General features: G+C 65.4%; 24 protein-coding genes. 10 read left to right on the top strand and 14 right to left on the bottom strand.

Annotated features, from left to right (window positions below; translation table 11 throughout):
* Positions 1-268: 268 nt before the first annotated feature.
* Positions 269-1,150 (top strand): hypothetical protein, encoded by an 882-nt coding sequence (locus ACWFRF_RS04710; RefSeq protein WP_452448945.1) that lies wholly within the window; start codon positions 269-271, stop codon positions 1,148-1,150.
* Positions 1,151-1,260: 110 nt separating this feature from the next.
* On the opposite strand, the gene ACWFRF_RS04705 is transcribed toward ACWFRF_RS04710, so the two are convergent.
* The gene (locus ACWFRF_RS04705) at positions 1,261-1,884 is read right to left on the bottom strand and encodes a carbonic anhydrase (protein WP_378990360.1); all 624 of its coding nucleotides are present in this window, start codon (positions 1,882-1,884) and stop codon (positions 1,261-1,263) included.
* A 491-nt stretch (positions 1,885-2,375) separates the two neighbouring features.
* Here ACWFRF_RS04705 and ACWFRF_RS04700 point away from each other — a divergent pair, with 491 nt between their 5' ends.
* The gene (locus ACWFRF_RS04700) at positions 2,376-2,672 is read left to right on the top strand and encodes a hypothetical protein (RefSeq protein WP_387448300.1); all 297 of its coding nucleotides are present in this window, start codon (positions 2,376-2,378) and stop codon (positions 2,670-2,672) included.
* Between the two features lie 29 nt (positions 2,673-2,701).
* Here the strand turns inward: ACWFRF_RS04700 and ACWFRF_RS04695 are convergent, their stop codons facing one another.
* Complete coding sequence (locus ACWFRF_RS04695; protein WP_378990358.1) at positions 2,702-3,418, bottom strand: phosphodiesterase; 717 nt, start codon at positions 3,416-3,418, stop codon at positions 2,702-2,704.
* Positions 3,419-3,783: 365 nt separating this feature from the next.
* Between ACWFRF_RS04695 and ACWFRF_RS04690 the strand changes: the two genes are divergently transcribed.
* Complete coding sequence (locus ACWFRF_RS04690; protein WP_378990429.1) at positions 3,784-4,605, top strand: class II glutamine amidotransferase; 822 nt, start codon at positions 3,784-3,786, stop codon at positions 4,603-4,605.
* Positions 4,606-4,634: 29 nt separating this feature from the next.
* Here ACWFRF_RS04690 and ACWFRF_RS04685 read toward each other — a convergent pair whose 3' ends face one another.
* From ACWFRF_RS04685 to ACWFRF_RS04670, 4 genes are all read right to left on the bottom strand, one after another.
* Entirely contained in the window at positions 4,635-4,886 is a 252-nt protein-coding gene (locus tag ACWFRF_RS04685) for a three-helix bundle dimerization domain-containing protein (protein WP_452448944.1), read from the bottom strand.
* Between the two features lie 36 nt (positions 4,887-4,922).
* Positions 4,923-6,080, bottom strand: coding sequence for a carboxylate-amine ligase (locus ACWFRF_RS04680; RefSeq protein ID WP_452448943.1), 1,158 nt, complete (start codon positions 6,078-6,080; stop codon positions 4,923-4,925).
* Between the two features lie 65 nt (positions 6,081-6,145).
* A complete protein-coding gene (locus ACWFRF_RS04675) occupies positions 6,146-6,574 on the bottom strand; it encodes a DUF7144 family membrane protein (RefSeq protein WP_378990354.1) in 429 nt (142 codons plus the stop codon).
* 397 nt (positions 6,575-6,971) lie between these two features.
* A complete protein-coding gene (locus ACWFRF_RS04670; protein WP_452448942.1) occupies positions 6,972-8,429 on the bottom strand; it encodes an MFS transporter in 1,458 nt (485 codons plus the stop codon).
* 115 nt (positions 8,430-8,544) lie between these two features.
* Here ACWFRF_RS04670 and ACWFRF_RS04665 point away from each other — a divergent pair, with 115 nt between their 5' ends.
* Together ACWFRF_RS04665 and ACWFRF_RS04660 are read left to right on the top strand one after the other, a co-directional pair.
* Positions 8,545-9,360 (top strand): TetR/AcrR family transcriptional regulator, encoded by an 816-nt coding sequence (locus tag ACWFRF_RS04665; RefSeq protein WP_452448941.1) that lies wholly within the window; start codon positions 8,545-8,547, stop codon positions 9,358-9,360.
* A 241-nt stretch (positions 9,361-9,601) separates the two neighbouring features.
* Positions 9,602-9,967 carry a VOC family protein gene (locus ACWFRF_RS04660; protein WP_452448940.1) on the top strand — a complete coding sequence of 122 codons (366 nt, stop codon included), beginning with the start codon at positions 9,602-9,604 and terminating at the stop codon, positions 9,965-9,967.
* Between the two features lie 337 nt (positions 9,968-10,304).
* Here the strand turns inward: ACWFRF_RS04660 and ACWFRF_RS04655 are convergent, their stop codons facing one another.
* The 8 genes from ACWFRF_RS04655 to ACWFRF_RS04620 all read right to left on the bottom strand — a co-directional run bounded on the left by ACWFRF_RS04655 (position 10,305) and on the right by ACWFRF_RS04620 (position 16,100).
* Complete coding sequence (locus tag ACWFRF_RS04655) at positions 10,305-10,874, bottom strand: GNAT family N-acetyltransferase (protein ID WP_452448939.1); 570 nt, start codon at positions 10,872-10,874, stop codon at positions 10,305-10,307.
* A gap of 221 nt (positions 10,875-11,095) precedes the next feature.
* The gene (locus ACWFRF_RS04650) at positions 11,096-12,040 is read right to left on the bottom strand and encodes a S66 peptidase family protein (protein WP_452448938.1); all 945 of its coding nucleotides are present in this window, start codon (positions 12,038-12,040) and stop codon (positions 11,096-11,098) included.
* 38 nt (positions 12,041-12,078) lie between these two features.
* A complete protein-coding gene (locus ACWFRF_RS04645) occupies positions 12,079-12,912 on the bottom strand; it encodes a hypothetical protein (protein WP_452448937.1) in 834 nt (277 codons plus the stop codon).
* 58 nt (positions 12,913-12,970) lie between these two features.
* A complete protein-coding gene (locus tag ACWFRF_RS04640) occupies positions 12,971-13,294 on the bottom strand; it encodes a hypothetical protein (protein ID WP_387448270.1) in 324 nt (107 codons plus the stop codon).
* A gap of 17 nt (positions 13,295-13,311) precedes the next feature.
* A complete protein-coding gene (locus ACWFRF_RS04635) occupies positions 13,312-13,539 on the bottom strand; it encodes a hypothetical protein (RefSeq protein ID WP_452448936.1) in 228 nt (75 codons plus the stop codon).
* A 201-nt stretch (positions 13,540-13,740) separates the two neighbouring features.
* Positions 13,741-14,796, bottom strand: a complete 1,056-nt coding sequence (locus tag ACWFRF_RS04630; protein WP_387448267.1) for an SEFIR domain-containing protein — start codon at positions 14,794-14,796, stop codon at positions 13,741-13,743.
* A 207-nt stretch (positions 14,797-15,003) separates the two neighbouring features.
* Positions 15,004-15,834 carry a Mov34/MPN/PAD-1 family protein gene (locus ACWFRF_RS04625; protein ID WP_452448935.1) on the bottom strand — a complete coding sequence of 277 codons (831 nt, stop codon included), beginning with the start codon at positions 15,832-15,834 and terminating at the stop codon, positions 15,004-15,006.
* The gene (locus tag ACWFRF_RS04620) at positions 15,831-16,100 is read right to left on the bottom strand and encodes a hypothetical protein (RefSeq protein WP_452448934.1); all 270 of its coding nucleotides are present in this window, start codon (positions 16,098-16,100) and stop codon (positions 15,831-15,833) included. The genes ACWFRF_RS04625 and ACWFRF_RS04620 overlap by 4 nt, the downstream gene beginning before the upstream one ends.
* Positions 16,101-16,222: 122 nt before the next feature.
* Between ACWFRF_RS04620 and ACWFRF_RS04615 the strand changes: the two genes are divergently transcribed.
* The 5 genes from ACWFRF_RS04615 to ACWFRF_RS04595 all read left to right on the top strand — a co-directional run bounded on the left by ACWFRF_RS04615 (position 16,223) and on the right by ACWFRF_RS04595 (position 22,191).
* A complete protein-coding gene (locus ACWFRF_RS04615) occupies positions 16,223-18,601 on the top strand; it encodes an NB-ARC domain-containing protein (RefSeq protein ID WP_452448933.1) in 2,379 nt (792 codons plus the stop codon).
* Between the two features lie 48 nt (positions 18,602-18,649).
* On the top strand, positions 18,650-19,186 hold the full coding sequence (locus ACWFRF_RS04610; RefSeq protein ID WP_378990338.1) for a hypothetical protein: 537 nt from the start codon (positions 18,650-18,652) through the stop codon (positions 19,184-19,186).
* A gap of 172 nt (positions 19,187-19,358) precedes the next feature.
* Positions 19,359-20,033 (top strand): NPCBM/NEW2 domain-containing protein, encoded by a 675-nt coding sequence (locus ACWFRF_RS04605; protein ID WP_452448932.1) that lies wholly within the window; start codon positions 19,359-19,361, stop codon positions 20,031-20,033.
* Positions 20,034-20,131: 98 nt separating this feature from the next.
* Positions 20,132-20,965, top strand: a complete 834-nt coding sequence (locus tag ACWFRF_RS04600; protein WP_452448931.1) for a DUF1707 domain-containing protein — start codon at positions 20,132-20,134, stop codon at positions 20,963-20,965.
* An 83-nt stretch (positions 20,966-21,048) separates the two neighbouring features.
* On the top strand, positions 21,049-22,191 hold the full coding sequence (locus ACWFRF_RS04595; protein ID WP_452448930.1) for a serine hydrolase domain-containing protein: 1,143 nt from the start codon (positions 21,049-21,051) through the stop codon (positions 22,189-22,191).
* The last annotated feature ends 3 nt before the right edge of the window (positions 22,192-22,194 follow it).

The raw sequence follows: 22,194 nt of genomic DNA, 5'->3' as shown, positions 1-22,194 counted from the left end.
GCCTCATGTTGTTCGCTGATCGTACGCCTGGCACCGGCCCGCGGAATCCCACGAATCGACGGATCGCCGGGAATCGAGCCATCGCGGCCGACAGAACCGTCCGCCGCGGCCACAAGCTCCGCGACTCACGCGGTACCTCGAACTGTGTGATCCGCAGGTTGCCGGTGCTCGGGCGCGGCGATGCGTAACGCAGGGGGAGCCGGATGCGACCGCAATGGTGGGAGCAGGGCTATCGAGGACAGGACGGCGGCGCGTGACAGTCGGTCGGATGAGGCGTACAGCCGTGGTGGCAGGGGCCGTGGGCGCTCTGGGGCTCCTCGGCTACGGCGGGCTTGCGGCTGCTCAGCCGACCGTCGTCTCCACGGACAGAATCAGCGTCGCCGAGGGACTGGGCTCCACCGAGGTTGCCGGCGGTGATGGGTTCGCCGACGGCGACGCTGTTCGGTTGGTCGCGGGTCCGGGAGACCACGGCAATGGCGGCAACAACGGGAATTCGGATCCGGGCGGCGGTAACGGTAACCAGGGAAATGGTGGCAGTAACCAGGGCAACAACGGGAATCAGAATCCCGGCAGCGGTAACGGCAATCAGGGAAATGGTGGCGGTAACCAGGGCAACAACGGGAATCAGAATCCCGGCAGCGGTAACGGCAATCAGGGAAACGGTGGCGGTAACCAGGGCAGCAACCCGAACCCCGGCAATGCACCCGAACCGCAGGCGCTTGTCCCGAAATCAGCTCCCGAAGCCCCGGCGCCCCGTGCAACCCCCGAGTCCGAGAGTGCCCAGCCCGACACCGCCGAACCCGGTGGTGCACCGGGCAGCGACTCGCCGGGCGGTGGCGGCGCCGCACCGCCGACCGGATCAGCTCCCAATGGCGCCGGAGAGTCACCCCGGTCACCGGCCCCTGCCGGAGCAGGGGATCCACCCGCCGTGCCCACACCCGGCGGCGGTGCGGCGGTTCCCACCCACGAGGTCCGACCCACCAGCGACACGGGGATCCTCCCCGAGCCGAATCTTCTCTCGGTGATCGGTGGCCTCATCGCTTTGGGGCTCGCCGGCGGCGGATCGGCCGTGGTCAGTTTTCAAGGCGCGGCCCAGGCGCAGGCACGTATCGCGGCCGCCCGAGCCGAGTTCTTCGGACCGCGAGCGTGATCGTGGGCATCGCCTTCGGCCCGCTTCATCGGCTGACTCGGTCGCGAGCGGCGGCTGATCTGGACTGAGAGACGTTGCCGCCGTACCGGATCCGATGCGGACCGCTGCGGTTACTCGAGTTCGCCGATGTTGCCGATCACCCGGTTCAGTTGGACCCTGCCCTCGGACAGGTTGTAGGTGACACACGCGATGGCGAGTTTTCCGGCCTGTATCTTCTCGGCGATGGTGCTCGACCGTTGCGTCAGCAACAGGCCGGTCTCCTCCACGTGCCGTGCTTCGAGTTCGTCGACGGAGCTCAGTCCTTCGCGGCGGCCCAGCAGGATCGACGGGGTGACCCGTTCGACGACGCTTCGAATGAATCCGCCGGGCACGGCGCCGGAATCGAGGGCGTCGATCGTGGCGCGGACCGCACCACAGCTGTCGTGCCCCAGGACGACGATCAGTGGCACATCCAGGACCGCGACACCGTATTCGATCGATCCGAGCACGGAGCCGTCGACGACGTGGCCGGCTGTGCGCACGACGAACATGTCGCCGAGGCCGCGGTCGAAGATGATCTCGGCGGCGACTCGGGAGTCGCCGCACCCGAACAGGATCGCGGACGGATGCTGCCCGGTGGTGAGTTCGGTTCGGTTCGCTGCGCCTTGGTTGGGATGCTGCAGTCGTCCTTCGACGAAGCGATCGTTTCCCTCGCGGAGGGTCTTCCAGGCGGCAACAGGACTCGTATGCGGCATATGTCCAGTTCTAACATGCGCTTGAATCCCGACCCGCGGGGTGGTCGGCTCCTTGGCTGTCGGTCGCGGACCGCTCACCCGGTGGACCCCGGTTTGCGACCGAGTAGGGGACGGATCGACGAACGCGCTCCACCGCACCCGGGCAAGGCCATTGCGAGCGGCCGGCTCGACCCCGCTGCGACGTATGCTGGTCGCGATCGGCGCCCAGGGCACCTTCGAGTACTTTCCGCCTCGAACCGGCTACGTGCCCACTGACAAGCGAGAAGGTCGTGTCGAAAAGCCCGAATGTGCGGTGGTTCTGGTCCGTCCTCACGCTCGTGACGTGTGGAGCGCTCTTGTGGGGGTGCGCCGCCTCCGTTGTCATGCCGAAACTGGACAAGGATCTGTCCGCCGAGGAGGCGCGACGGGTCATGGAACGGCGGAGTGTCTGGATACCCGACTCGTTCGAGTTGGTCAGCATGCGGCGATTCGGGTGCCCGCCGTTGGCGGGTATGTGCGGCTACGCAGGCAGCTATGTCGCACCAGCGGAACACTTCCCTGACTACCGGGCGATGTACACCGATTCGACGTATACCCAACCGCTGCAGAAGATTACCTGCGCCGAGCTGACCAAGCGGCTGGGATTCGAGCCGACGACCGAACGCACAGACTGGAACTTCGATTGTGCGAACGCGATCGAATTGTTCGCCAGCTCGCCCTATGGCGACATCAGAGCCGACTACCCCCAGGTGACGATCGTTCGGGACTCTCGGTTCGCCACAATCCACTTCTATTCACGTCCGAGCTGACGTGACCGGGGCTCTGACCAACTCGCCGATCAGATCGCGGGCTGGGCGCCGTCGTCGGTGCGGCCGCGGCGGCTTCCGGTGTAGGCGTTTTCGCGCAGCCAGTTCACCACTCGAGGCATCAATGTGACGTCGGCAGGATGGTTGAGGATCGGATCGAAGAAGTCGGTGCGGTATTCGCCCGGCTCGGCTCGCCGTAGGTCGAGTTCGCCGACGGTTTCGGGTGGGCGGCCGATGCCATCGGCGGTGATCGAGAACCGGATCACCCGGTCGTCGAGGTGATCGTCGAGGGCACGCAGGGACGCGGTATTCGGCAGGTCGTCGGTGTCGAGCGGTTCGGCGAAAAGCCAGACCGGTGGGGCGTCGGCGAATCGGTAGGGCAGCAGCGTGCCGAAACGGGCCGATGCCCAGGTACGAGCGGGGGTGATGACGAACCGGCCCATCGCACTGCGCCCGGTGGTCGCCAGCGCGAAGTCCCAGGGACGTTCGTCGCGATCGAGTACCCGGAAAGCCAGCCCGAGTACGTCGGGCACGCCGCCGGGGCTGCCGATGCCTTTCGACTGCCGGGCGATGACCGCTCGGTCGCCGGGTCCGAACCAGGGCTCGTAGGCGCTGGTGGCACGGAATCGGCCCGCGAGGCGGACGCCGCGCGGGTGGAACACCCGTGCATGCCGCAACCGGGCCCCGGTCTGAAAGGTGGTGCGGACAACGGTGTTCGGCAGTTCGGCGACACGGTGCATATCGATCATCGGCGCTGGTCTCCTGTCACGGTGGTGGTCGTCGCCCGGGGCGCCGGCAGGCAGCCGCGGGCGATGATGCTCAGTCAGCCGTCCGCGTTGACGGCGTGGTCCATAGGGTGCGCCTACCCCCGGCGACGGAGCCCAATCGCTGTTCGGCGATCGGAAGTCGCCGATCCGCAGAGAAGAGTGTCGTCACCGCCGCGCTTGTTTCGAGCTCCAGCCTCGAACGTCAGCGATAGCTCAGGTATCGCCGGCCGCCACAATCGGGGCACCGGCGGAAACGAAATTCATTGCGGTGAAATCGAAACTGCTGGCATGGTCGACTCCTTAACATCGGCGATCCAGTCTGCTTGAATAGATATATGTGCAGATGGATGGCGTACGCCGGGGAGCCGATTCTCGCGGAAGAATTGTTGTTCACGCCGCGGCACTCGTTGATCGACCAGAGTTTGCATTCCCGACTCGGAGCCACGACGACCAATGGTGACGGTTTCGGTATCGGCTGGTATGGGGAGGGTGCAGAACCCGCGGTGTTCAAGAGCATCGAACCGGCGTGGAACGACCGAAATCTGCGTGAGGTCTCCGGTCAGATCCGCACGCCGTTGTTGTTCGCCCATATCCGCGCGTCGACCGGGACGCCGGTACAGCGCAGTAACTGCCATCCGTTTCGGCACGGTCGGTGGCTGTGGATGCACAACGGAGCACTGCGTGGCTTTCGCGAGGTCCGGCGCGACCTGGTCACCGCGATCGATCCGGCACTGTTTCCCGACCTCGAGGGATCGACGGATTCGGAAACCCTGTTCTATCTGGCGTTGACCTTCGGTCTCACCGAAGATCCACTCGGCGCGGTCGCCCGCGCGGTCGGATTCGTCGAAGACGTAGGCCGCGCGCACCAGGTGGAGAATCCGGTCCAGATGACGGTAGCGACGACCGATGGACAGTCGCTGTGGGTCTTCCGCTACTCCAGTGAACGTCAGTCGAGATCGCTGTTCTTCTCGACGAGGATCGCTCAGCTGCGCGCGCTGTACCCCGAGGTGGAAGTGCTGCACCGCCTCGGCGACCACACCCGTTTCGTGGTTTCCGAACCGTTGCGCGACCTTCCCGGCGCGTGGAGCGAAGTTCCCGAATCGTGTGCCGGAATCGTGCGGGCCGGGGCGGATGAACTCCTGGGGTTCGAGCCCGTTTCACCGGTCTGAGTCGGCGGATCGAGATCCGTGAAACCTCGCTAGATCGTAGCCATCGCCTCGGCGCTGTGCGGGTCCTCGCCGGTGACCTCGATCGGGTAGGCGCCGACAGTTTGCGCAGCGGCCTTCTCGACCAGCAGCGGAACGAAATCGCGGACACGGGCGTCGGCGAAGCGCTCGTGAATACGGCGAACCAGGAGCGCTATCCCCGCCGGTGGCTCTGCCGGAAAACGGGCGATCAAGCGTTCGATCACCTGATCGATCTGCACAGCTTCATTGTCGTCGCGCATCATCCACCCGCCTGCTCGCTCATAACTCGCTGGTCGTTGTCATCTGCTCCGCTGGGAATTGCCGATTTCGCACCCTTCGACGGTCAGTCGTGCGAGCACAGCGAAGACGTTCGCCGGGCCGCCTTCCCGTAGTGCACTGCGTTGCCGGACGGCGCCGTTACCGCTGGTGAGCACTGCCGCCAGCGCGTCGCGGGTGAATTCGTAGTCACCGGATTCCTCCAGGGCGGAACGGACATGGCAGAGCAATTGGGCCAGGGCGTGGCGGCTATCCCGCCGACCCGCGATGGTCGTGGGGAATCGAGTGCTGGAGATCCCGTTGCGGGCGGCGTAGCGGCATGCTGAGCGCAGGTGCGTCCGGGTGATCGGATCGGCGAGGTGCCCACGGCCGATGGCGGCGACCGAGGTGATGACCAGGGCCCGCACCAGACTCGCCAACAGTGTCGTTTCCACGACGGTCGCGGGCACGTCGCTGATCCGGATCTCGATCGTCGGCAGGTGAGCCGACAATCGCACATCCCAATAGACCATCGCCGGGTCGAGAATCTGTCCGTCTTCGGCGAGTCCCGCGACGATGTCGTCGTAGTGCGCTGCCGAGCGGAAATATGGTGGTGGGCCCGAACTGGGCCACCGCGCCCACACCGTGTGGCGCCAACTGGCGTGCCCCGTATCGATGCCCTCGGCGATCGGGGAATTCGCTGTCAACGCCAACAGTGCGGGCAGCCAACGACGCAGGTGATTGCTGACCTGCACCGCGAGGTCGCGCTCGGGGACACAGACGTGGACATGGCAACCGCAGGTCACCTGGTCGGCCAGTGCCTTGAAGTGTTCGGCTATGCGCTGGTATCTCGGCGTGTCGGTGATGGAACCGGCGGGCGGCCCCCAGATCGGTACCCCCACCGCCAGCGGAAGCGAGCCCGAGCGAGCGGCTGCGTCAACGATGGTGACCCTGGCTCGTCGAACCTCGCGGTGCACCGCCTCGATGCTCGCGCAGACGGGGGTGCAGGTTTCGATCTGGCACTGCGAGAGTTCCAGCTGCAATGCGCTGTCGGTTCCGGCTGCCGCGACGGTGGTGTTGGTCAGGCAAGGGCGCCCGGTGGCGGGGTCGATCAGCACGAACTCTTCCTCGACGCCGACGGTGAACGCGCGCAGATCGTTGCGGTGTGACCGATCGCGTCGGTCGATCGACAGGGACGCCATCGTTCCTCCTGGTCGGCGTCGCGCCCACCGGTAGACGAGCTATCGGGGAGAGATCCGACGAGGACTCAGCGTTCGGGTCGCCAGGTGGAGACAGCCCAGATGATCACGACGCTCAGCGCGATGATCACGATGGACCATGCCGGGTAGTACGGCAGGGACATGAAGTTCGCGACGATGACCAGTGCGGCGATTCCCATCGCGCCGTACCGGCCCCACGTCGATCCGATCGCGAGGCCGACGCCACAGATCAAAGCGAGGGCGCCCAGCACGACATGAATCCAGCCCCACGTCGTGGTGTCGAACTCGTAGACGTATTCGATTCCGGCGACATACAACTTGTCGTCCGCGATCGCGGAGATGCCCTGCAGAATGGAGACCGCCGCCAAAATGACAAGCATGAACGCGGCGGCGATGGATATCCCCTCGGCGACCGCCTCGCGCTGGAAGGGCTCTTCCTCTGGGACGTTGTATACCGGTGACGGATTGCCGGTCATGATCGACTCCTCGGTGATACTGAGGACCGCCCACCCGACGCCGTTGAATGGAAGCAGGTCCTGTCGGAAACTTCTACTTTTCGAATCGTCTGTCCGTGGACCACGCGTGGTGGCTATCATTGCGATGAGGGGGGCTATTGGTGCGCGACTGCTCTGCTCGGTGTCGCGGTGCATCATCGAGGATCGCATGCCCAGCGAAATTGTCTGCGGGAGTGCAGTATCCGCATTCCGTGGGTTGCTCAGAGTTTACCGGAGCGGATTCCTCTTAACAAGATGCGGCTCGACGAGATGCGACAATCGGCATTCACTCGCAACAATTGCGGTCGCGGGTCAGGCGCGGGGAGCAAGCACTTCGTCCGGTCGCTGTCGAACCACGCCAGCAGGGGCCGAACAGACGTCAGGCCGCATCCGCCGGCTTGGGTACCTTGACGATGAACAGGCTGATCAGCAGGGCCGCTGCCGTGAAGACCACGGCTGCGATCACCGCGCTGGCCATGCCGTGCGCGAGGATGTCCTTGGTTCCGGTGTTCTCCTGGGCCCGCTCGGCGCGCGACGACTGATAGATGGTGGTCAGAATGGCCACGCCCAATGAAAGTCCGAGCTGCTGGGTCGCTTGGAGCAGCCCGGACGCGGCGCCCATGTCGCGAGGCTCGAGTCCACCGAGCACGGTCATGTTCAATGTGACGAAGGCCAGGCTCAGACCGGCGCCGAGCAGGATGAAGGGGCCGAGAACGCCGGTGAGGTAGTTGGTCGACGCATGGGTGGTGGTCAGCCAGATCGCTTCCAGCATCATCAGGACCACCCCGGTGAGCAATACCTGTTTGCGGCCGAATCGGGCGATCAGTCTCGGCGCCGACTTCGCCATGGCGAACTGGACCGAAGCCAGGGGGAGGAAGGCGATTCCGGCGATCAGCGGGCTGAAACCGAGTGCTTCCTGAATGTAGAGCGAGAGCAGGATGTAGGTGCCCGCCATGGCGGCCATCAGCAGGATGAATGTGAGGTAGGCGCCGGCCCGAACCGGATCGGCGAGCAGGCGCAACGGCATGATCGGGTGATCGGCGCGCCGTTCGACACAGACGAACGCCGCGATGAGCACGATGCCGACAACGGTCGGTATCACGGTGGCCGACTCGGCCCAGCCCTCGGACCCGCGAGTCAGCCCGTAGACGACGCCGACCATGCCGAGCGTGGACAAGATCGCCCCGAGGAGATCGAATGTGCCTGTGTGGCGCTCGGTTTCGGTCAGGTAGCGCAGCGCGAGAACGATGGTGAGCACGCCGATCGGCACATTGACGAAGAACACCAGACGCCAACTCAGGGTGGTGAGGATGCCGCCGAGGATCAGGCCGAGCGTGATACCGAATCCGGTGACCATGGAGAACACCCCGAGCGCACGCGTGCGCTCGGGCCCATCGGCGAACGTGGCGGCGATCATCGACAGGGCGGCGGGGCTCGCGAAGGCGAAGCCGACGCCTTGCAGCGCACGCGCGGCGATCAGCAAGCTCTCGTCGGGTGCGACGCCGCCGAGAATCGAGGCGGCGACGACAAGGCCGAGTCCCCAGATGAACATCCGGCGCCTGCCGAGAAGGTCGCCGGCCCGGCCGCCCAGAAGCAGCAGGCCACCGTAGGCCAGTGAGTAGGCACTGAACACCCAGGCGAGTGCCGGTCCGGACATGTCGAGTCCGGACCGGATTTCGGGCAGGGCGATATTGACGACATTGCTGTCGACCGCGACCATGAGCTGGCAGGTCACGATAATGCCCAACACGAACGACAGTCGGCGGTTGCGCCTGCCCGCGGTCTGCGTGGTCTCGTCGTGAGCTCGGGTGGCGGGCTGGGTATCTCGGCTGGTCATCGACATCCGTTCGAAGAATTCGGGGGAGAGGTCGAGCTGCTGCGCGGCACTGCGCGTCTGCTCTACGCTTGTAGGCTGAGATCAGCATAGGCACGGCCGCCTATTTCGTCTACAGATGTTGAGCGAGGTTGCGATGACAGGGCAGGAACTCGACGCGGCGACCGCGCCCGTCAGCCGGGCCGAGCGGCGCAGTCAGACCCGGCAGGTGATCCTGGACGCGGCGCGCGAGCTCTTCGCCGAGCGTGGTTACCTCGAGACCACGATTCGGGCCGTCGCGCAGCGCGCCGACGTCGATCCGGCGCTGGTGATGCAGCATTTCGGCGCCAAGAACGCGCTGTTCGATGCGGTCTCGGGCATTCCGATCACCCTCGACGACGCGTTGGAAGGCCCGCCGGAGGAACTCGGTGAACGCCTGCTTCGGCACGCCTTGGCGGATGTGGACCGCAAGGACGACCGAACGATGCCGGTGCTGAGGTCGATGCTCACCCATCCGGAGGCGGCCCACGCCGTGCGCTGCGCGATCGTGAATCCGGAGACGAGTCCGTGGACGCGCGTGCTGGTCGGCCCAGATGCTGAACGGCGGTCCGCGCTGATCGGCACGCTGGTGCTCGGCGTGCTGGTCGCGCGTTACATGGTGCACATTCCCGGGGTGTCCGATGCACCGGCGGAGCGGTTGGTCGAGTTGGTCGGACCGTGCCTGCGCCCACTGGTGATGGACGGTGTGCCGCCGGAGCCGAAAGAGCCGTGTACGGCATTGGCGGCGCTGGCCGAAGCGGATGCGGCGCGCCGGGCCGCTGCTGAACGGGTCGACGAGTGCGCCAGGATCGCGCTTGCCGCAGGCGCGTCCTACGGTGATGTGGGTCGGCTGGTCGGGATCAGTCGACAGGCGGCCCGCAAACGGTGGCCGACCGCCCCGGCCGTTGACAACTAAAGTTGTCACTTCGGCGCGACTTCGGCAAGGTAGGTTCAGTCCGCCCTGGCTGACAACGTGAGTTGTCATGGTGGCTGTCCTGGAGGCACTCTGTGCTGGTTGCTCTCCGATGGTGTATCCGAGTCTCACGCACGTTGCCGGCCACCAGGCCCGACTTCTCGGCGTTGTCAGCCCAAACCGTGTTGTGTGCGTAGCGATCCGAAGTGGAGACGACTCGAGACTTGCTCTCTATGGTGGATCGATGGTGTCGGTAAAACAGATCCAGGTCACCTTCGACTGCGCGGAGCCTGAGCGTGTTGCTCGTTTCTGGTCCGAGGTGCTGGGGTACGAGCACAGGGGCTCGGCATGCGTCGATCCCTCAGGTGTGGGCCCGCGCCTGTATTTCCAGCGCGTGCCCGAGGGGAAGGTCGTGAAGAACAGACTTCACATCGACGTGCGGGTCGGCACCGGGCTCGTGGGTGAGGAGCGCGTCGCCGCACTCGAAGCCGAATGCGCACGGCTGATCCCGCTCGGCGCGGCACGCCTGCGACTACTGCGTGCCGATGGCGTCAATGAATCGTGTCTGGTGATGCAGGACGTCGAGGGCAACGAGTTCTGTCTCGACTGAGTAGCTGAGACCGCCGCTCCCGGCGACTGACGCCTCTCTTCGAACGTCCGCAGCGTAGAGCTATGAACGGCAAACGATGGTATCGATGGCAGGACGTCGACTCCCGCGTCAGGCTGGGGTCACAGGTAGGGAGAGCCATGACCGCGATAGCCAGGTTCGGTGCGATCGCCCTCGACAGCCGGGACGCCCGACACCTCGCCCAGTTCTACCGGGCGTTGCTGGATTTCGAAATCCGTTACGAGTCCGACGATTTGGTGGTGCTGCGCGGATCGGGGGTGCCGCTGACGATCGAACGAGTGGCGGACCACTCGCGTGTTCTCACTGATCGGGCCGGGTATCAGTCGGTGCGGAGTCGGGCGTGCAGGTGCATGTCGTGGCGGCCGTCACTGTGGCGGCCGGCGCCACGCAGTGTGCCCTCGAAGGGGAATCCGCATTTGGCTGCGACCCGGCACGATGGCAGATTGTGGACCGAGTGGGTGAGCTCGATCCGGTCGAATCCGACGTCGTGAAAAGCCCAACGGGTCAGCATGTTTGCGGCGCGAGGCGCGATGTGGTGCCCGCGCCGGGCGGGCAGGGTCCAGTAGGCGAGTTCGGTGACGCCCTCAGTGAGGTCCGACTGCCGCAATCCGATGCGTCCGGCGACCTCTCCGTTGCTGGTGACGGCCCATTGACCGTTGCCGCTGGACCAAGCCGAGCGCCATTGGTGAATCCATTGGCGAACCTGCTCGATGGACTCGGCCGTCCGAACATGCCACTGCCGGATCGCGGGGTCTTGGAATGCCGCGTAGACGGTGGGCGCATCGGCGACGGTCCAAGGCCGCAGCGTCAGCCCATCGGCCGCGGTGAGCGTGGGCTGATCGGTGGCGAACGCAGCGGGATCGACCACTGCCGACATCAACTCGGGCATTCCAGCATTGTCCCCGTCGAGTCCGGCGAAGATGGACAGTTGGAACCAGCCAGGCCGAATCAGTTCTGCCGGTGTAACAATGGCGGCCTCGACGTCGCGAATCCGACTTCGGAACTTCTGTATGACACGAGGCCGACGCCGTGCGGCGGAACAGCCCAGCGACCTGTCCTCTGTCGCGCCTTCCGCGAACCAGTGTCAGTTTTGCTCGGCGGGTGTAGCAGTCAGCGGCTGGCAAGTTCCGAGCGGCCAGGTGGGTTGAGCGTGAGTGTTCCACTGTCGGTGTCGAGTTCGGCGAAAGTACCGAGAGGTATCGCGTGCGGATCTGGTCCGTGACCGAATTCCAGGCCTCCGAGGATCGGTTTGCCGAGGGGGACAAGGCGGTCGCGCAGGACGTCGATGAGGTTCCAGCCGCGGTCGGTGTAATCCTCGAACCCGTGGAACCTTCCCAGGGCGAACGCTCGGATACCGTCGAAGGCTCCGGATCGGATCAGCTGGGTGAGTTGGCGGTCGATCTGTCCGAGCCCGATTTGGCGTTGGGCTTCGATGAGGACTATGGAGTCGGTGAGGTCGGGCAGGCCTGCACCGACCATGCCTGCCATGGCGGCCAGCGAACCTCCCATCGCGAATCCCTGCGCGCGCCCGGCTGATTCGACCGCGACCGACATCAGTTTCGAGTTGCGCTCGAGCACGTATGGTCGCGGGCTGGTCAATAGATGGTGAACGGTTTCGGTCGATCGGCGGCCTGCGAGGCAGCCATGGACGCCTGGGACGCGGCAGTTCTGCCAGATCGCCAGATGTAGGTAGGTGATGTCGCTGAATCCGACAAGGGGTTTCGGGTCGGCGCGGATAGCGTCGTAGTCGAGTCCGTCGAGGAGACGGTAGGCGCCTGCCCCGCCTCGCGTTGTGATGATCGCTCGAACATCGGGATCGGTGTAGGCGGTGTTGAGGTCTGCGAGTCGGTCGGCGTCTCGCCCTGCCATATAACCGTGCCGGTCCAACGCGTGGTCTCCGACTTCGACCCGAAGACCTCGATCCTGCAGGGTCTGGGTCAGTTGCAGGATCGAGGAAGCTTCGTCGGGGAAACTGGCCGGTGAGACCAGGCGAACGGTGTCACCCGAGCGAAGACGCGGCCACGACCGTACGGCGAGTTCGTGCGATCGGCTCATAGGCCAGCGACTGTAGCGCCGCGGTGCGTTCCTTCCGGTCAGAAACGCTCGAGGCCGTAGAGTTCGGTCCCGGACGAATCGAAAACGGAGGCGTGCTCGGCATCTGTGAACTCGACGCGGTATTTCGCTCGATTGGGGCTCTGCGTCACTATCAGCGTGTACCGGCCGTCCGTATCGGGTTTGCTGGAGATCGAGCATGTCATCGGTCCGCCGATGTCGAGCGGTTCGCCGTTGTTGTAGAAGAATCCGTCGCACCGGCCACCATCGGAACCGAAGGTTTTTGTTCCGGTACCGTCGGATGCTGTCCACGTGCCTGCCATGGCCTCTGCGCCACCACCCGGCTGTGGACCGGAGCTCGGATCGCTCATCAACCGGTCGGCGGAGAAGCCGAGCAGCGCAACCGCACCGACGACGACGAACGTCGTGAGGACCGGGTGGCGCTTGGCCTGATGCACGATCTTGCTCTTCACAGTGACCGGGCCGGTGGCGCTGATATCGCCCATCACACCGGCGAAAGTGCCGGAGTTGTTGTACCGCGGCCCGGAACCGGCCGGGGCAGGTGGCGGATTCGGCGGTGCGGTCAGCCGGTCGAGTTCGGCACTGAAGCCGCTGTCGCCGGCGACCGCTACCGAAAGGGACCGTTCGGCGGCGACCTGCGTGGCCGAGGACACCGCACCACGGGTCGCGCGGGCCTCGTTCAGCAACTGCTGGACGGCCGGGTCGCCACCGAGTTTGGCAACCACCGCGTTGCGTACTCGATTCACCGCGAGGTCCAGCGCTTCGTCGGTGAGTCCATTGATGGGTTTCCCGACCCGGTTGGCCTTGCCGACCGCCCAGGCGATCAACATGGCGACGGCAATTTCCACGGTCATTGCGTATTCACCTTTCCCGAAATACGGATCCGGCCGCGGTGGTCCGCGGCCGGCGGGTTCAGCCCCATGTTCCGGAGTCCCAGTCGACGGCGTCGTCGATCGACTCCGCGCCGTTGCGGCCTGCCTTGCCGCCGGTGTCCTTGCTGAATCCGAAAGTGCCGCAGTAGGAATCCACTTCTCTGCGCACACCGATGGTGTTGGCGGTGGACAGAGTCTGCAGATCATGGTCGGCCAGAAGGTCGTCGAGGGTGTCGTTCTGGTCCTCGTAGCTCATCGCGGCGAACTCCGAACAGGTCACATCCTTGGGGTCCTGCCCGCACGAGACGAGTGTCAGAGCCGAGAGGATGCCTGCGGTCACCGGAAGAATGCGTCGGAATGTCATGTGTGGTCCGCTCCCTGTCAACGATTGAGGCCGGCGAAGAGGAGGAGCCCACCGACGATGGGGAGCGCGTAGAACCAATCCGTCATGAAGTAGCTGCCACGCGAGAACGCGATATATCCGCCGTACCCGACCGATAGCAGACCCAGGGCGATCAGCACGATCGCGCCGGAACCGTAGAAATTGAATCCGGCTACACAGAGCATGATTCCGAAAACCGCTACGAACAATGCGTTGACAAATCGCATTCGATATCCTCTTATCCGTTTCCGATGGGCGGAGGTGCGCCGATTCGAGCGCACCCCGCCCGGCGCCCGAATCGGCGGGCCTTCTCGTGACGACGCCTTGGGCGTTGCCGAATCGAGGATGCACGGCCGCGGCGGCGTTCCGGCGCGTGGCGTGGAAACGCTGAAAAACGCTGAACGCCACTGGAAAAGGAGAGATCGGCCTCAGGCGAACAGCGTGGGGTTTCCCCAGGCCAGAGCCGGTAGTTTGCTGGGGCGCCCGACAGCGGCACCCAAGCCTGCCAGCATCGGATTGGCGACCGTGTCAGGCCGATAGGCGACCAGGCGCAACCGCAGGACATCGCTCACGTCGTAGCGAATCCGCGCCGGTTCACCATGGGCCACCTCGACCTGTTTCTGCGCCTCGCCGTCGAGGAAGACCTGGAAGTAGCCGATCTGCCGCGCGTCCACGGCGTCGTCGAGGACGCCGACCACGGTTTCGAACTCCCGAAACGACCGGCGCAGGTTGTACTCGATCGGGCTGCGTGGGTCGCCACAGAAGTTCGCGCAGCGGTGAACAATGCTGTTGCCGTAGTGGATTCCGTTGAGATCGGCTCCGGTGATCTGCAGATCCGGGCCTCGCGTGATCGGGTCGAAAGCGTCGGTCAGCAGCTGTGCCTTGCGTTTACGTGGTGCGTCGGCACCCTGCGGTTCGGTGCGGCGACTACCCCACTGCGGGCCGACCCACGTGCCGCGACGCGGGGCAGGGTGTTCGGTGACTCCGCTGAACGCCGCGAGCAGATCGTTGATGCCCTCGGTGGTGAATTCGCTGATCTCGTAGTGGGTGGTGGAATGGGCGGCCAGGAACACCGGGACCTCGTCGACCGAGCGGCCCGGGAGGATGACCGGCAGGATCCGTCGGGTTTCCCCGCGCAGATCTCTGGTGAGGCCGTTGCGGATGATCGCCGCCTCGAACTGCGCGCCTCGACCCTCGTCCGCGGCGGCGGTGCCGTCCGCGCGACGTTTGTAGGCGGGGGAGGCGATGACGAGGACGAAGTCCGCGTTGGTCAGTTGCTCGATGGCCCACAGCGACCAGTCGCGGCGCTCGTAGTCGTCCCAGGCGTCGAGCCGGACGTCGACGCCCGCCTCGCTGCGCAGGAATGTGCTGAACTCGCGCACCAGTTCCTTGTGCTGGGGTGAGTCGTGCGAATAGGAGACGAACACCCGGGGAGCCACGTTGTCGGAAGCCGCCGGGGTGGTCGCGTCCTGCTCGGTACTCACTGGAGCGCGGTGGGCTGCTCAGCAGCCCGTGCCGGTGCCATCGTTGTCCTGTTCTTCATTTCTTCCCTTCTGATAGACGTCCCGAATACGTTCTGCCCGAGCGGAATACGATTCACAGACACCACGATCTCCACCCGTCCGAAACCGGTGACGGCCCAGAATGGTAGGCGACCGGGACCGTGTTCCGGGCCGCATCGCGACAGGAATTCACCACACCGGATCCGGCGCGGCGTGTAGCGCCCGCGCCAACCGGGATTCCGCCGGAACGGTCAGGTCCCAGGTGAGGGGCAGCGGGAGTATGCGGTGGTGTCGGTGGTCGATACCGAAGCGATCCAGCAATGTCGATCTACCACTGTCGAATTCGTCGGTGCGCTCGGCTAGCACAATCGGCGCCTGTGTCGGATACAGCAGCGGGAACAGCAGCGTCAACTCCAGTCCCGCCGTGCGCATCACCACCGTGACATGGACGACTCCCTCGACATCGACAGTCCTCGGTGTGGAGGCCGAGGTGCCGAGTGCTGTCGCGAGACTGGTGCAGTCGCGACCGACCGGCAGGATCTGAACTCGGGCGGGACGGACTTCGACCGTCCCCAGCGGGGTCGGCACCGAGACGAAGACCGACAGGAGGCCGTTGGGCAGCAGCACCTGGTGGTCGCTCGTGCGCTGATTCTGGTGCGTGACAATCGGAGTGACGTACCTTCCGAGCCAGGGGGTCAGGCGGAGGCAATCGGTGAAGGCCGCCAGGTCGTCGACCGAGGGATGCTCCGCGCCTTTGGCGTGCGAGTGCACGATTCCCTTGAGTTCGAGGTCGGGCTCGGTCTTTTCTATTCGGGTGAGTGCCCGCCGGAACGCGGGCGAGATGCGGAAGGTCGTCGCGGTCGAGATCGCGTCCGGGTCCGGAAGGAACGCCGTGATCAGGGGCAGCCCCAACGGGCCGAGCAGTCCGCCTCCCCGTTCCGGCGGGTGGGCGGCGACGTGCCGGTCGATCGAGGTGAGGACGGAGTCGACGAGCGAGACGTGGCGAAACACCCCGCTCACGCGCCCCGGTGGACATCGCGCCGGGACCTGTTGCGGTCCACGGGTAGTCGATGTCGCGCCATCGCGGTCGCCGCGTCGAACGTCTCGGTGGTGACCTGCGAGAACTGGCGGTCGAGGAGTTCTTCTGTTCTGTCCACTAGCAGAATTCGCCCGTCGGTGTCCAGCACCAGACCGTACGGATGGGACGGAGTGGCACTCGCCCCCGCCGTGGTGTCGTCGAAGGGGATGTGTTCCAGGGATTTCGGTCGACTCATCGCATCGGACACGGTCGTCTCCTTCGGTAGACTGAGCCGTCATGCCAGCACGATCGAGGTGCGAGGCGCCTGGGGTTCTGGAAAGCTCTCGAAAACCCTGAGCGGTGCTGTGCGGTCCGAGCAGGAGGCTGACGATGGGCGGCAGGGAGAGAACGCCGGAGATGGAACGATTCGCCGGTGAGCTGAAAGCCGCCGCACTGCGAGCCGAGAAGACGCACGGTCGAGTGGAATGCTCGCGAATAGCCAAGCAGCTCAACGTTTCTACGAGCAGTGTGTACGCCTACCTGAAGGGAAACACGCTACCGAGCACTGGGCGTCTCGACATACTGCTGGCGGCGCTGCACATCTCGGGGGCCGATGCCAAGCGGCTGACCGATCTGCGCGACACGCTCGAGATCGAGCGGCGCGGCGAGTCCGGCGATATCACGAGAGCCGCCGATGACGGTCGCGAGCCCGAGCCCGAGCCCTCGGCACGGGTAGTGAACCAGCACACCCACCTGCCACGCGACATCGCGGTTCTGCACGGTCGCGAACGCGAACTCGACCAGGTGATCGCGATAGCGGGTGCCGGTAGCGCGGTCTGTGTGCTGTCGGGTCTCGCAGGTGTGGGCAAGACCGCCCTCGCGGTTCGCGCAGCCCGACGTTTGCTGCCCCGATTCCCCGACGGCTGCCTGTTTCTCGACCTGCACGGTTACGCCGCAGGGCCGGTCGTGGCAGCGGAAGTGGCCGCGGGAGCGCTGCTGCGCCAGCTGGGTCTCGCTCCTGAATCGGTTCCCGCTCAACCGGATTCGCGGATCTCGCTGCTGCGGGAGATGCTCGCCGCGGGGCAGTATCTCGTCCTGCTCGACAATGTCTTGGACGCGGCCCATGTAGCGCCGCTGCTGCCGGGAGCGGGCGCCTCCGCGATCCTGGTCACCAGCCGCGGCACGCTCAACGGACTCGACGAGGTGGACCGAGTGCCGATCGGACGGCTGGCGGACGCGGATTCGGTAGCGCTGCTCGATCGCCTCACGGGCGGGCTGCCCGCTGAGCGCACACCGACTCCTCAGCAGAGCGCCACGATCGCACGGCAGTGCCACGGCCTGCCGGTGGCTGTGCGGATCGCCGCGGCGATCTTGCGCAGCGAGATGTGGCCGACATCCGCGGAAGGGGGCGCCGAGCCCCGGGTCGAACTGGAGATGCTGCACGACGGCGATCGCGATGTCGAGACTTTGTTCGAGTACTCCGTGGCTCGCCTGCCAGCGGATTCGGCGCGCGCGTTCACGGTGCTCGGCCTGCACCCGGGAACGAGTTTCGATCTCGGGAGCGGCGCGGCGCTGATGGGCGTCGAGCCCTCGGCGATGTGGCGGCACCTGCGCCTGCTGGTCGAGGTGAGTCTGCTCGAACCCGACGCGCGCGGGCGATACCGATTCCACGATCTGTTGCGCGACTTCGCGCGTCGTCGCGCCGCCGCGTACTTCGACGATGTCACCACGCGGGCAGCCGTCACCCGCCTCGTCGACCGGTACACCGTGTTCGCCGATGGCATGGACCGGATCCTGACCCCGTCTCGGCACCGCGCGCAGATGGCGCCCAGCTCGCCCTGCGTCGACGCGACGGTGTCGACCTACCCCGAGGCCATGCAGGCGATGACCGCCGAACGCGACAACGTGGCCGCCGTGGCACGTGCCGCGACCCGGCACGGGCTCGACGAGCAGTGCTGGCAGCTCGCCTTCGCGGTGCGTGGGTTCGCGTTCATCACCAAGGACATCGAGCTGTGGACCGAGACCCATCGGCTGGCCGTAGCCGCTGCGGTCCGGGCCGGCAATCACTACGCGGAAGCTGTGACCTGCAACAATCTCGGTCTCGCCGCGATGACCGCCGGTGACGACGTGGCCGCTGCGGCGCTGTACGAGCGAGCCCGGCTGCTGTTCGTGCGTCTCGGTGATCGGCACGGCGAACACACCGCTGTGGCCCACCAGGCATGGGTGCACGTGCGCAGGCGGGATTTCGCGGAGGCGCTGGAGCTCAGCCTCCGCGCACTCGCGTTCGTCGACGTGCACGGCACTCCGCGCAACAGGGCCATCCTGTTGCGTGATACCGCCCTCATAGAGGTGAACCTCGGCCGATTTCTCGACGCCGTGCCGAGGCTGCTGAACGCGTCGGAGATGTTCCGGACGTTCAACCTGTTCGTCGACGAGGCCATGACCTCGAATGTGCTCGGCGACGCCTATCTGGCGCTGGACGATCTCGGGGACGCGTGGGAGGCCTTCGACCGCGCTGTCGCGCTCGGGCGCATGGCGGGCAGTGCCGTCGAGCAGGCTCGTGGCCACGACGGGCTCGGGAAGGTCGCGGGCGCCCGGGGTGAACCGGCGGTTGCGCGACAGCACTGGCGCATCGCGATCGATCTGTGCACCCAGGTTCGTGACACTGCTCGGGTCGCGGAGATCGCGGCCCGGGCCGAGAAGCTCGAGTCTCGTTCAGCGGGGGCGACTCCTGCCGAAAGTCGGCTGGAAAACTCTGTAATCGCCTGAACAGCAGCACTATCCCGCTTCGGCCTCGTCGTCACTACGGTGAAATCCGTGAACATGGTCGCCACTCTCATCACGGCCGTGACGACCGTCGCGGTCGCCGGACTCGCCTACCTCCTCAACCAGCGCGGCCAGCTCGCGCAGGAACGCCGACAGGCGCGATTGCTCAGGATCAGCAGGCAGATTCGTGAGCTGTACGGTCCGCTGCACGTCATGGTCGACATCAACGAGCGCATCTGGGAGAAGCTGCGTGAATCGCAGTTGCCCGCCGCGTCCCACCGCCGTCCCGACCTCGCCACCGACAACTGGCGTCGGTGGCGCGACCACGCGTTGATGCCGGTGAACCGGGCAATGCGTGATCTGATCATCGAACACGCCGATCTCGTACCGGATTACCAAGTTCCGGAACCGCTGCTGACGTTCTGTTCGCATGTCGCGTCCGTCGAAGTGCAACTGGCCGCCGAATCCGACGGCGTGCACGTTCGGTCCCTGGTGCCGCACCCGGGTGCGACCTACGTGCGCTATGTGCGCGACACCTACGGACAACTCAAAACCGAACAACAGAAGCTGGTTCGCGCGGTGGATTGACCCGACCGACCGGAATTCAATTCCGAACGGTATCGATTCGGGCGGTCCGATTTCGCCGATCAGGTTGCGGCAGAACAAATAGTGACGTATTTATCTACCCGGGTGAGTGTGCTGTCGGCAACGCTGCCGCGAACAGCGCCACCACTGTCATGAATCTGGACTGGAGCATGTCGTGAGTTTCATCAAAGCGAGGCGATCGCGATGGCTGGCCGCCACGACGGTGTCGGCCTTGGCAGTCGCAGCTCTCGCGAATGCCGAAGGCGCGTTGTCGTTTCTGGAGCGACTCACCTCGGCGACCTCGGCATCGCCGGACCCGACGTCGACGGACGATCGCGCGCTCCCCACCGCCGCGCCGGCGCCCACCACGTCCGTCACTTCCACGTCGAAAGTCGTGTCCCCGACGGTTGCGCCCTCCGCCGGGTGGTACGAGCTGACCTCGTACCGATCCGTTACCTGGAACAACGGATTCGACCCGGTCGATCCTGTTCGGATCGGTTCGGCGAGCTTCCCGAGCAGCATTGTCGGGTACTACCCGTCCACGACGTCGGACCCGATGAACCGCGCGATATGGACGGTGGGCGGCAAGTGCGATCGCTTCTCGGTCTGGATCGGCAAGGACGCCGATTCCGCGTCGTCCGACGGTGTGGGCCGTTTCGTTGTGCAGACCGATGATCGAGAGGCCTTCGCGGGCGAGATGTCGATGGCGGACGCCGCCCGCGAGGTCGACCTCGACATCTCCGGTGTCGTCCGGCTGACGTTGCTCGACACGAGGCGATCCCAGGATGCCAAGAACGCGTGGGGAAAGCCCCGGGTGCACTGCACTGAGCCACCCGGTCGCAAGCGCTGAGCAGGCGTCGGCGAGGTAATTCTTTTCGTCAAAGTTACTACTTCAGCAAACTATCGGCTGAGTGTGGATTTCCCGCACTCCGTACATCGGAAGAGAAAATGACTTCACGGATCGGAACAGTCGAAAAGGATCGCGCTCTGGCGCTTCTCAACGAGCATCAGGCGGCCGGTCGCATCGATCTCCGGGAATTCGATCTGCGGGCTCAACAGATCACCTCCGCGGTCACCCAAGCGGACCTGGACGCCATCTTCGCGGACCTGCCGTCGCCCGCGGACGACCGACGCAACCCGTGGCTGGTCGCCACCGTCGCGTTGGGGATCACGTGTGTCCTGCTGATCGGCGCGGTGGTGGTACTGGCCACGCAGCGCTCGTCCGCCACGACGAGCGAAGTAGCGGCGCCTGTTTCCACGACCACGTCGCAGCCGAGTGTCGTTGCCGCCGCTCCGACCTCGTCTCGATCTGCTACGGCCACTTCGACTTCGACGACGACCTCGAGTTCCACTTCGGGCGCCCTGTCGGATGTGAGCACCGATGCGGTGCAGTACGTGATGGATTTCAAAGCACTGTCCGGAGGAAAGTACTCGGATCTCGATGTCGGGCCGAGCCAGGTGTCGGGGACCTCCTACAGTCGCTCTGTCCTGCTCGAGCCCTACCGCGAGCAGCTGGCGTTCGTCGAGTACGACCTGGGACGCAAGTTCACCCGGCTCGACGGAGTGCTGGGCATTCAGGACGATTCGACGCCCAGCGACATCGCTGTTCAGTTCCAGATCTACGCCGACGGAGCGCTGCTCACCGATGTGGTGGTGAAACTGGGTGCTACGGTGCCGGTCCATCTCGAATTCGACAAGCCGCTGCGCCTACGGCTTCAAGTGACCGATACGACCGGCGGTAACTGCGTCGGGGTCTTCGGAGATCTGCGCGCCACCCGATAGTCGTCGTCGGTAGTGTCAGCACTACCGGGTATCGGGGAGTCGGCAGGCTTCTCGTGGCAGGGCGTTCTCCCTAGTTTCATGGGATGCGGATGAAACTTGCGATGCTGGGGATGACGGTCTCGATAGCCACGTCGTGCGGCGTGGACACTTCGCCCGGTGCCACGGAAGCGGGCCGGGCGGAGATCACCGCCGCGCTGAACAGCGCGGTGCGCCAGGGCTATCCGGGAGCTCAGGCGGTGATCACCGACAAAAGTCATACCTGGACAGTCACCGCAGGTGTGGCCGACGTGGCCACCGGCAGGTCGTTTTCCGACGATGATCGGCTCCGGATTGCCAGCAATACCAAGCCGTTCGTCGCCACCGTGATGCTGCAGTTGGTGGCCGAGGGCAAGGTCGAGCTGGATGCGCCGGTGGAACGGTATCTGCCGGGCGTGGTGCACGGGCCGGGTATCGACGGCAATCGGATCACGATCCGAAACCTGTTGCAGCACACCAGTGGACTGCCCGAGTATGCAGCCGAGTTCGGGGCGCCGCCCAAGCCTGGCCAGGTCGCGGGCCTCACCGAGCAAGTCCGCTGGGGGATAACGGATATCGCCCAAGTGGTCCGCAACGCGCTCACCGCGCCAGCCGATTTCGAGCCCGGTGCGCAATGGGCATACTCCAACACCAACTACGCCATCGCCGGGATGGTGATCGAGCAGATCACCGGAAACCCGGTAGGCACCGAGGTCACCCATCGCATCATCGAGCCCCTCGGCTTGCGCAGCACCTACTACCCGAGTCCTGATGAAGTCGACATCCGCGGCCCCCATCCGAAGGGGTACACCGAGATCGGTGGCGTACAAGTCGACTACACCAGCCAGAACGTCTCGTGGGCCGGCGCGGCCGGTGCGATGGTCGCCTCCGGCGCGGACCTGAACCGCTTCTTCCTCGCCCTGTTGGACGGAAAGCTGCTCCCGTCCGCGCAATTGGCGGAGATGAAGAATGTCCGGCCTACCGGAGTGGACAGCACATGGGCCTACGGTCTCGGCCTGGCGCGAATCACGATGTCGTGCGGCAACGAGCTCTGGGGTCATACCGGCGGTCTGTCGGGCACCGTGACCTATGACGGCGTAGTCCTCACCACAGGCCGTGCCGTCACCATCGCCCTCAACCAGGACCTGATGGATGACCGCTACCAGGAAGGTTCGCGCGCTTTGGACGCTGCTGCCTGCTCGGCACCCTAGAGC

It is taken from the genome of Nocardia sp. NPDC055165, from assembly GCF_053606985.1.
This window is presented reverse-complemented; position numbering and strand designations above follow the sequence as displayed.

Bases quoted from the DNA above. Each gene is read 5' to 3' on its own strand.
- ACWFRF_RS04615 (WP_452448933.1), top strand. From the start codon at position 16,223: ATGGGCGGCAGGGAGAGAACGCCGGAGATGGAACGATTCGCCGGTGAG.
- ACWFRF_RS04705 (WP_378990360.1), bottom strand. From the start codon at position 1,884: ATGCCGCATACGAGTCCTGTTGCCGCCTGGAAGACCCTCCGCGAGGGA.
- ACWFRF_RS04650 (WP_452448938.1), bottom strand. From the start codon at position 12,040: ATGAGCCGATCGCACGAACTCGCCGTACGGTCGTGGCCGCGTCTTCGC.
- ACWFRF_RS04660 (WP_452448940.1), top strand. From the start codon at position 9,602: ATGGTGTCGGTAAAACAGATCCAGGTCACCTTCGACTGCGCGGAGCCT.
- ACWFRF_RS04635 (WP_452448936.1), bottom strand. From the start codon at position 13,539: ATGCGATTTGTCAACGCATTGTTCGTAGCGGTTTTCGGAATCATGCTC.
- ACWFRF_RS04695 (WP_378990358.1), bottom strand. From the start codon at position 3,418: ATGATCGATATGCACCGTGTCGCCGAACTGCCGAACACCGTTGTCCGC.
- ACWFRF_RS04700 (WP_387448300.1), top strand. From the start codon at position 2,376: ATGTGCGGCTACGCAGGCAGCTATGTCGCACCAGCGGAACACTTCCCT.
- ACWFRF_RS04670 (WP_452448942.1), bottom strand. From the start codon at position 8,429: ATGACCAGCCGAGATACCCAGCCCGCCACCCGAGCTCACGACGAGACC.
- ACWFRF_RS04600 (WP_452448931.1), top strand. From the start codon at position 20,132: ATGACTTCACGGATCGGAACAGTCGAAAAGGATCGCGCTCTGGCGCTT.
- ACWFRF_RS04640 (WP_387448270.1), bottom strand. From the start codon at position 13,294: ATGACATTCCGACGCATTCTTCCGGTGACCGCAGGCATCCTCTCGGCT.
- ACWFRF_RS04675 (WP_378990354.1), bottom strand. From the start codon at position 6,574: ATGACCGGCAATCCGTCACCGGTATACAACGTCCCAGAGGAAGAGCCC.
- ACWFRF_RS04655 (WP_452448939.1), bottom strand. From the start codon at position 10,874: ATGCCCGAGTTGATGTCGGCAGTGGTCGATCCCGCTGCGTTCGCCACC.
- ACWFRF_RS04710 (WP_452448945.1), top strand. From the start codon at position 269: ATGAGGCGTACAGCCGTGGTGGCAGGGGCCGTGGGCGCTCTGGGGCTC.
- ACWFRF_RS04595 (WP_452448930.1), top strand. From the start codon at position 21,049: ATGCGGATGAAACTTGCGATGCTGGGGATGACGGTCTCGATAGCCACG.
- ACWFRF_RS04665 (WP_452448941.1), top strand. From the start codon at position 8,545: ATGTTGAGCGAGGTTGCGATGACAGGGCAGGAACTCGACGCGGCGACC.
- ACWFRF_RS04680 (WP_452448943.1), bottom strand. From the start codon at position 6,080: ATGGCGTCCCTGTCGATCGACCGACGCGATCGGTCACACCGCAACGAT.
- ACWFRF_RS04685 (WP_452448944.1), bottom strand. From the start codon at position 4,886: ATGATGCGCGACGACAATGAAGCTGTGCAGATCGATCAGGTGATCGAA.
- ACWFRF_RS04690 (WP_378990429.1), top strand. From the start codon at position 3,784: ATGGCGTACGCCGGGGAGCCGATTCTCGCGGAAGAATTGTTGTTCACG.
- ACWFRF_RS04645 (WP_452448937.1), bottom strand. From the start codon at position 12,912: ATGACCGTGGAAATTGCCGTCGCCATGTTGATCGCCTGGGCGGTCGGC.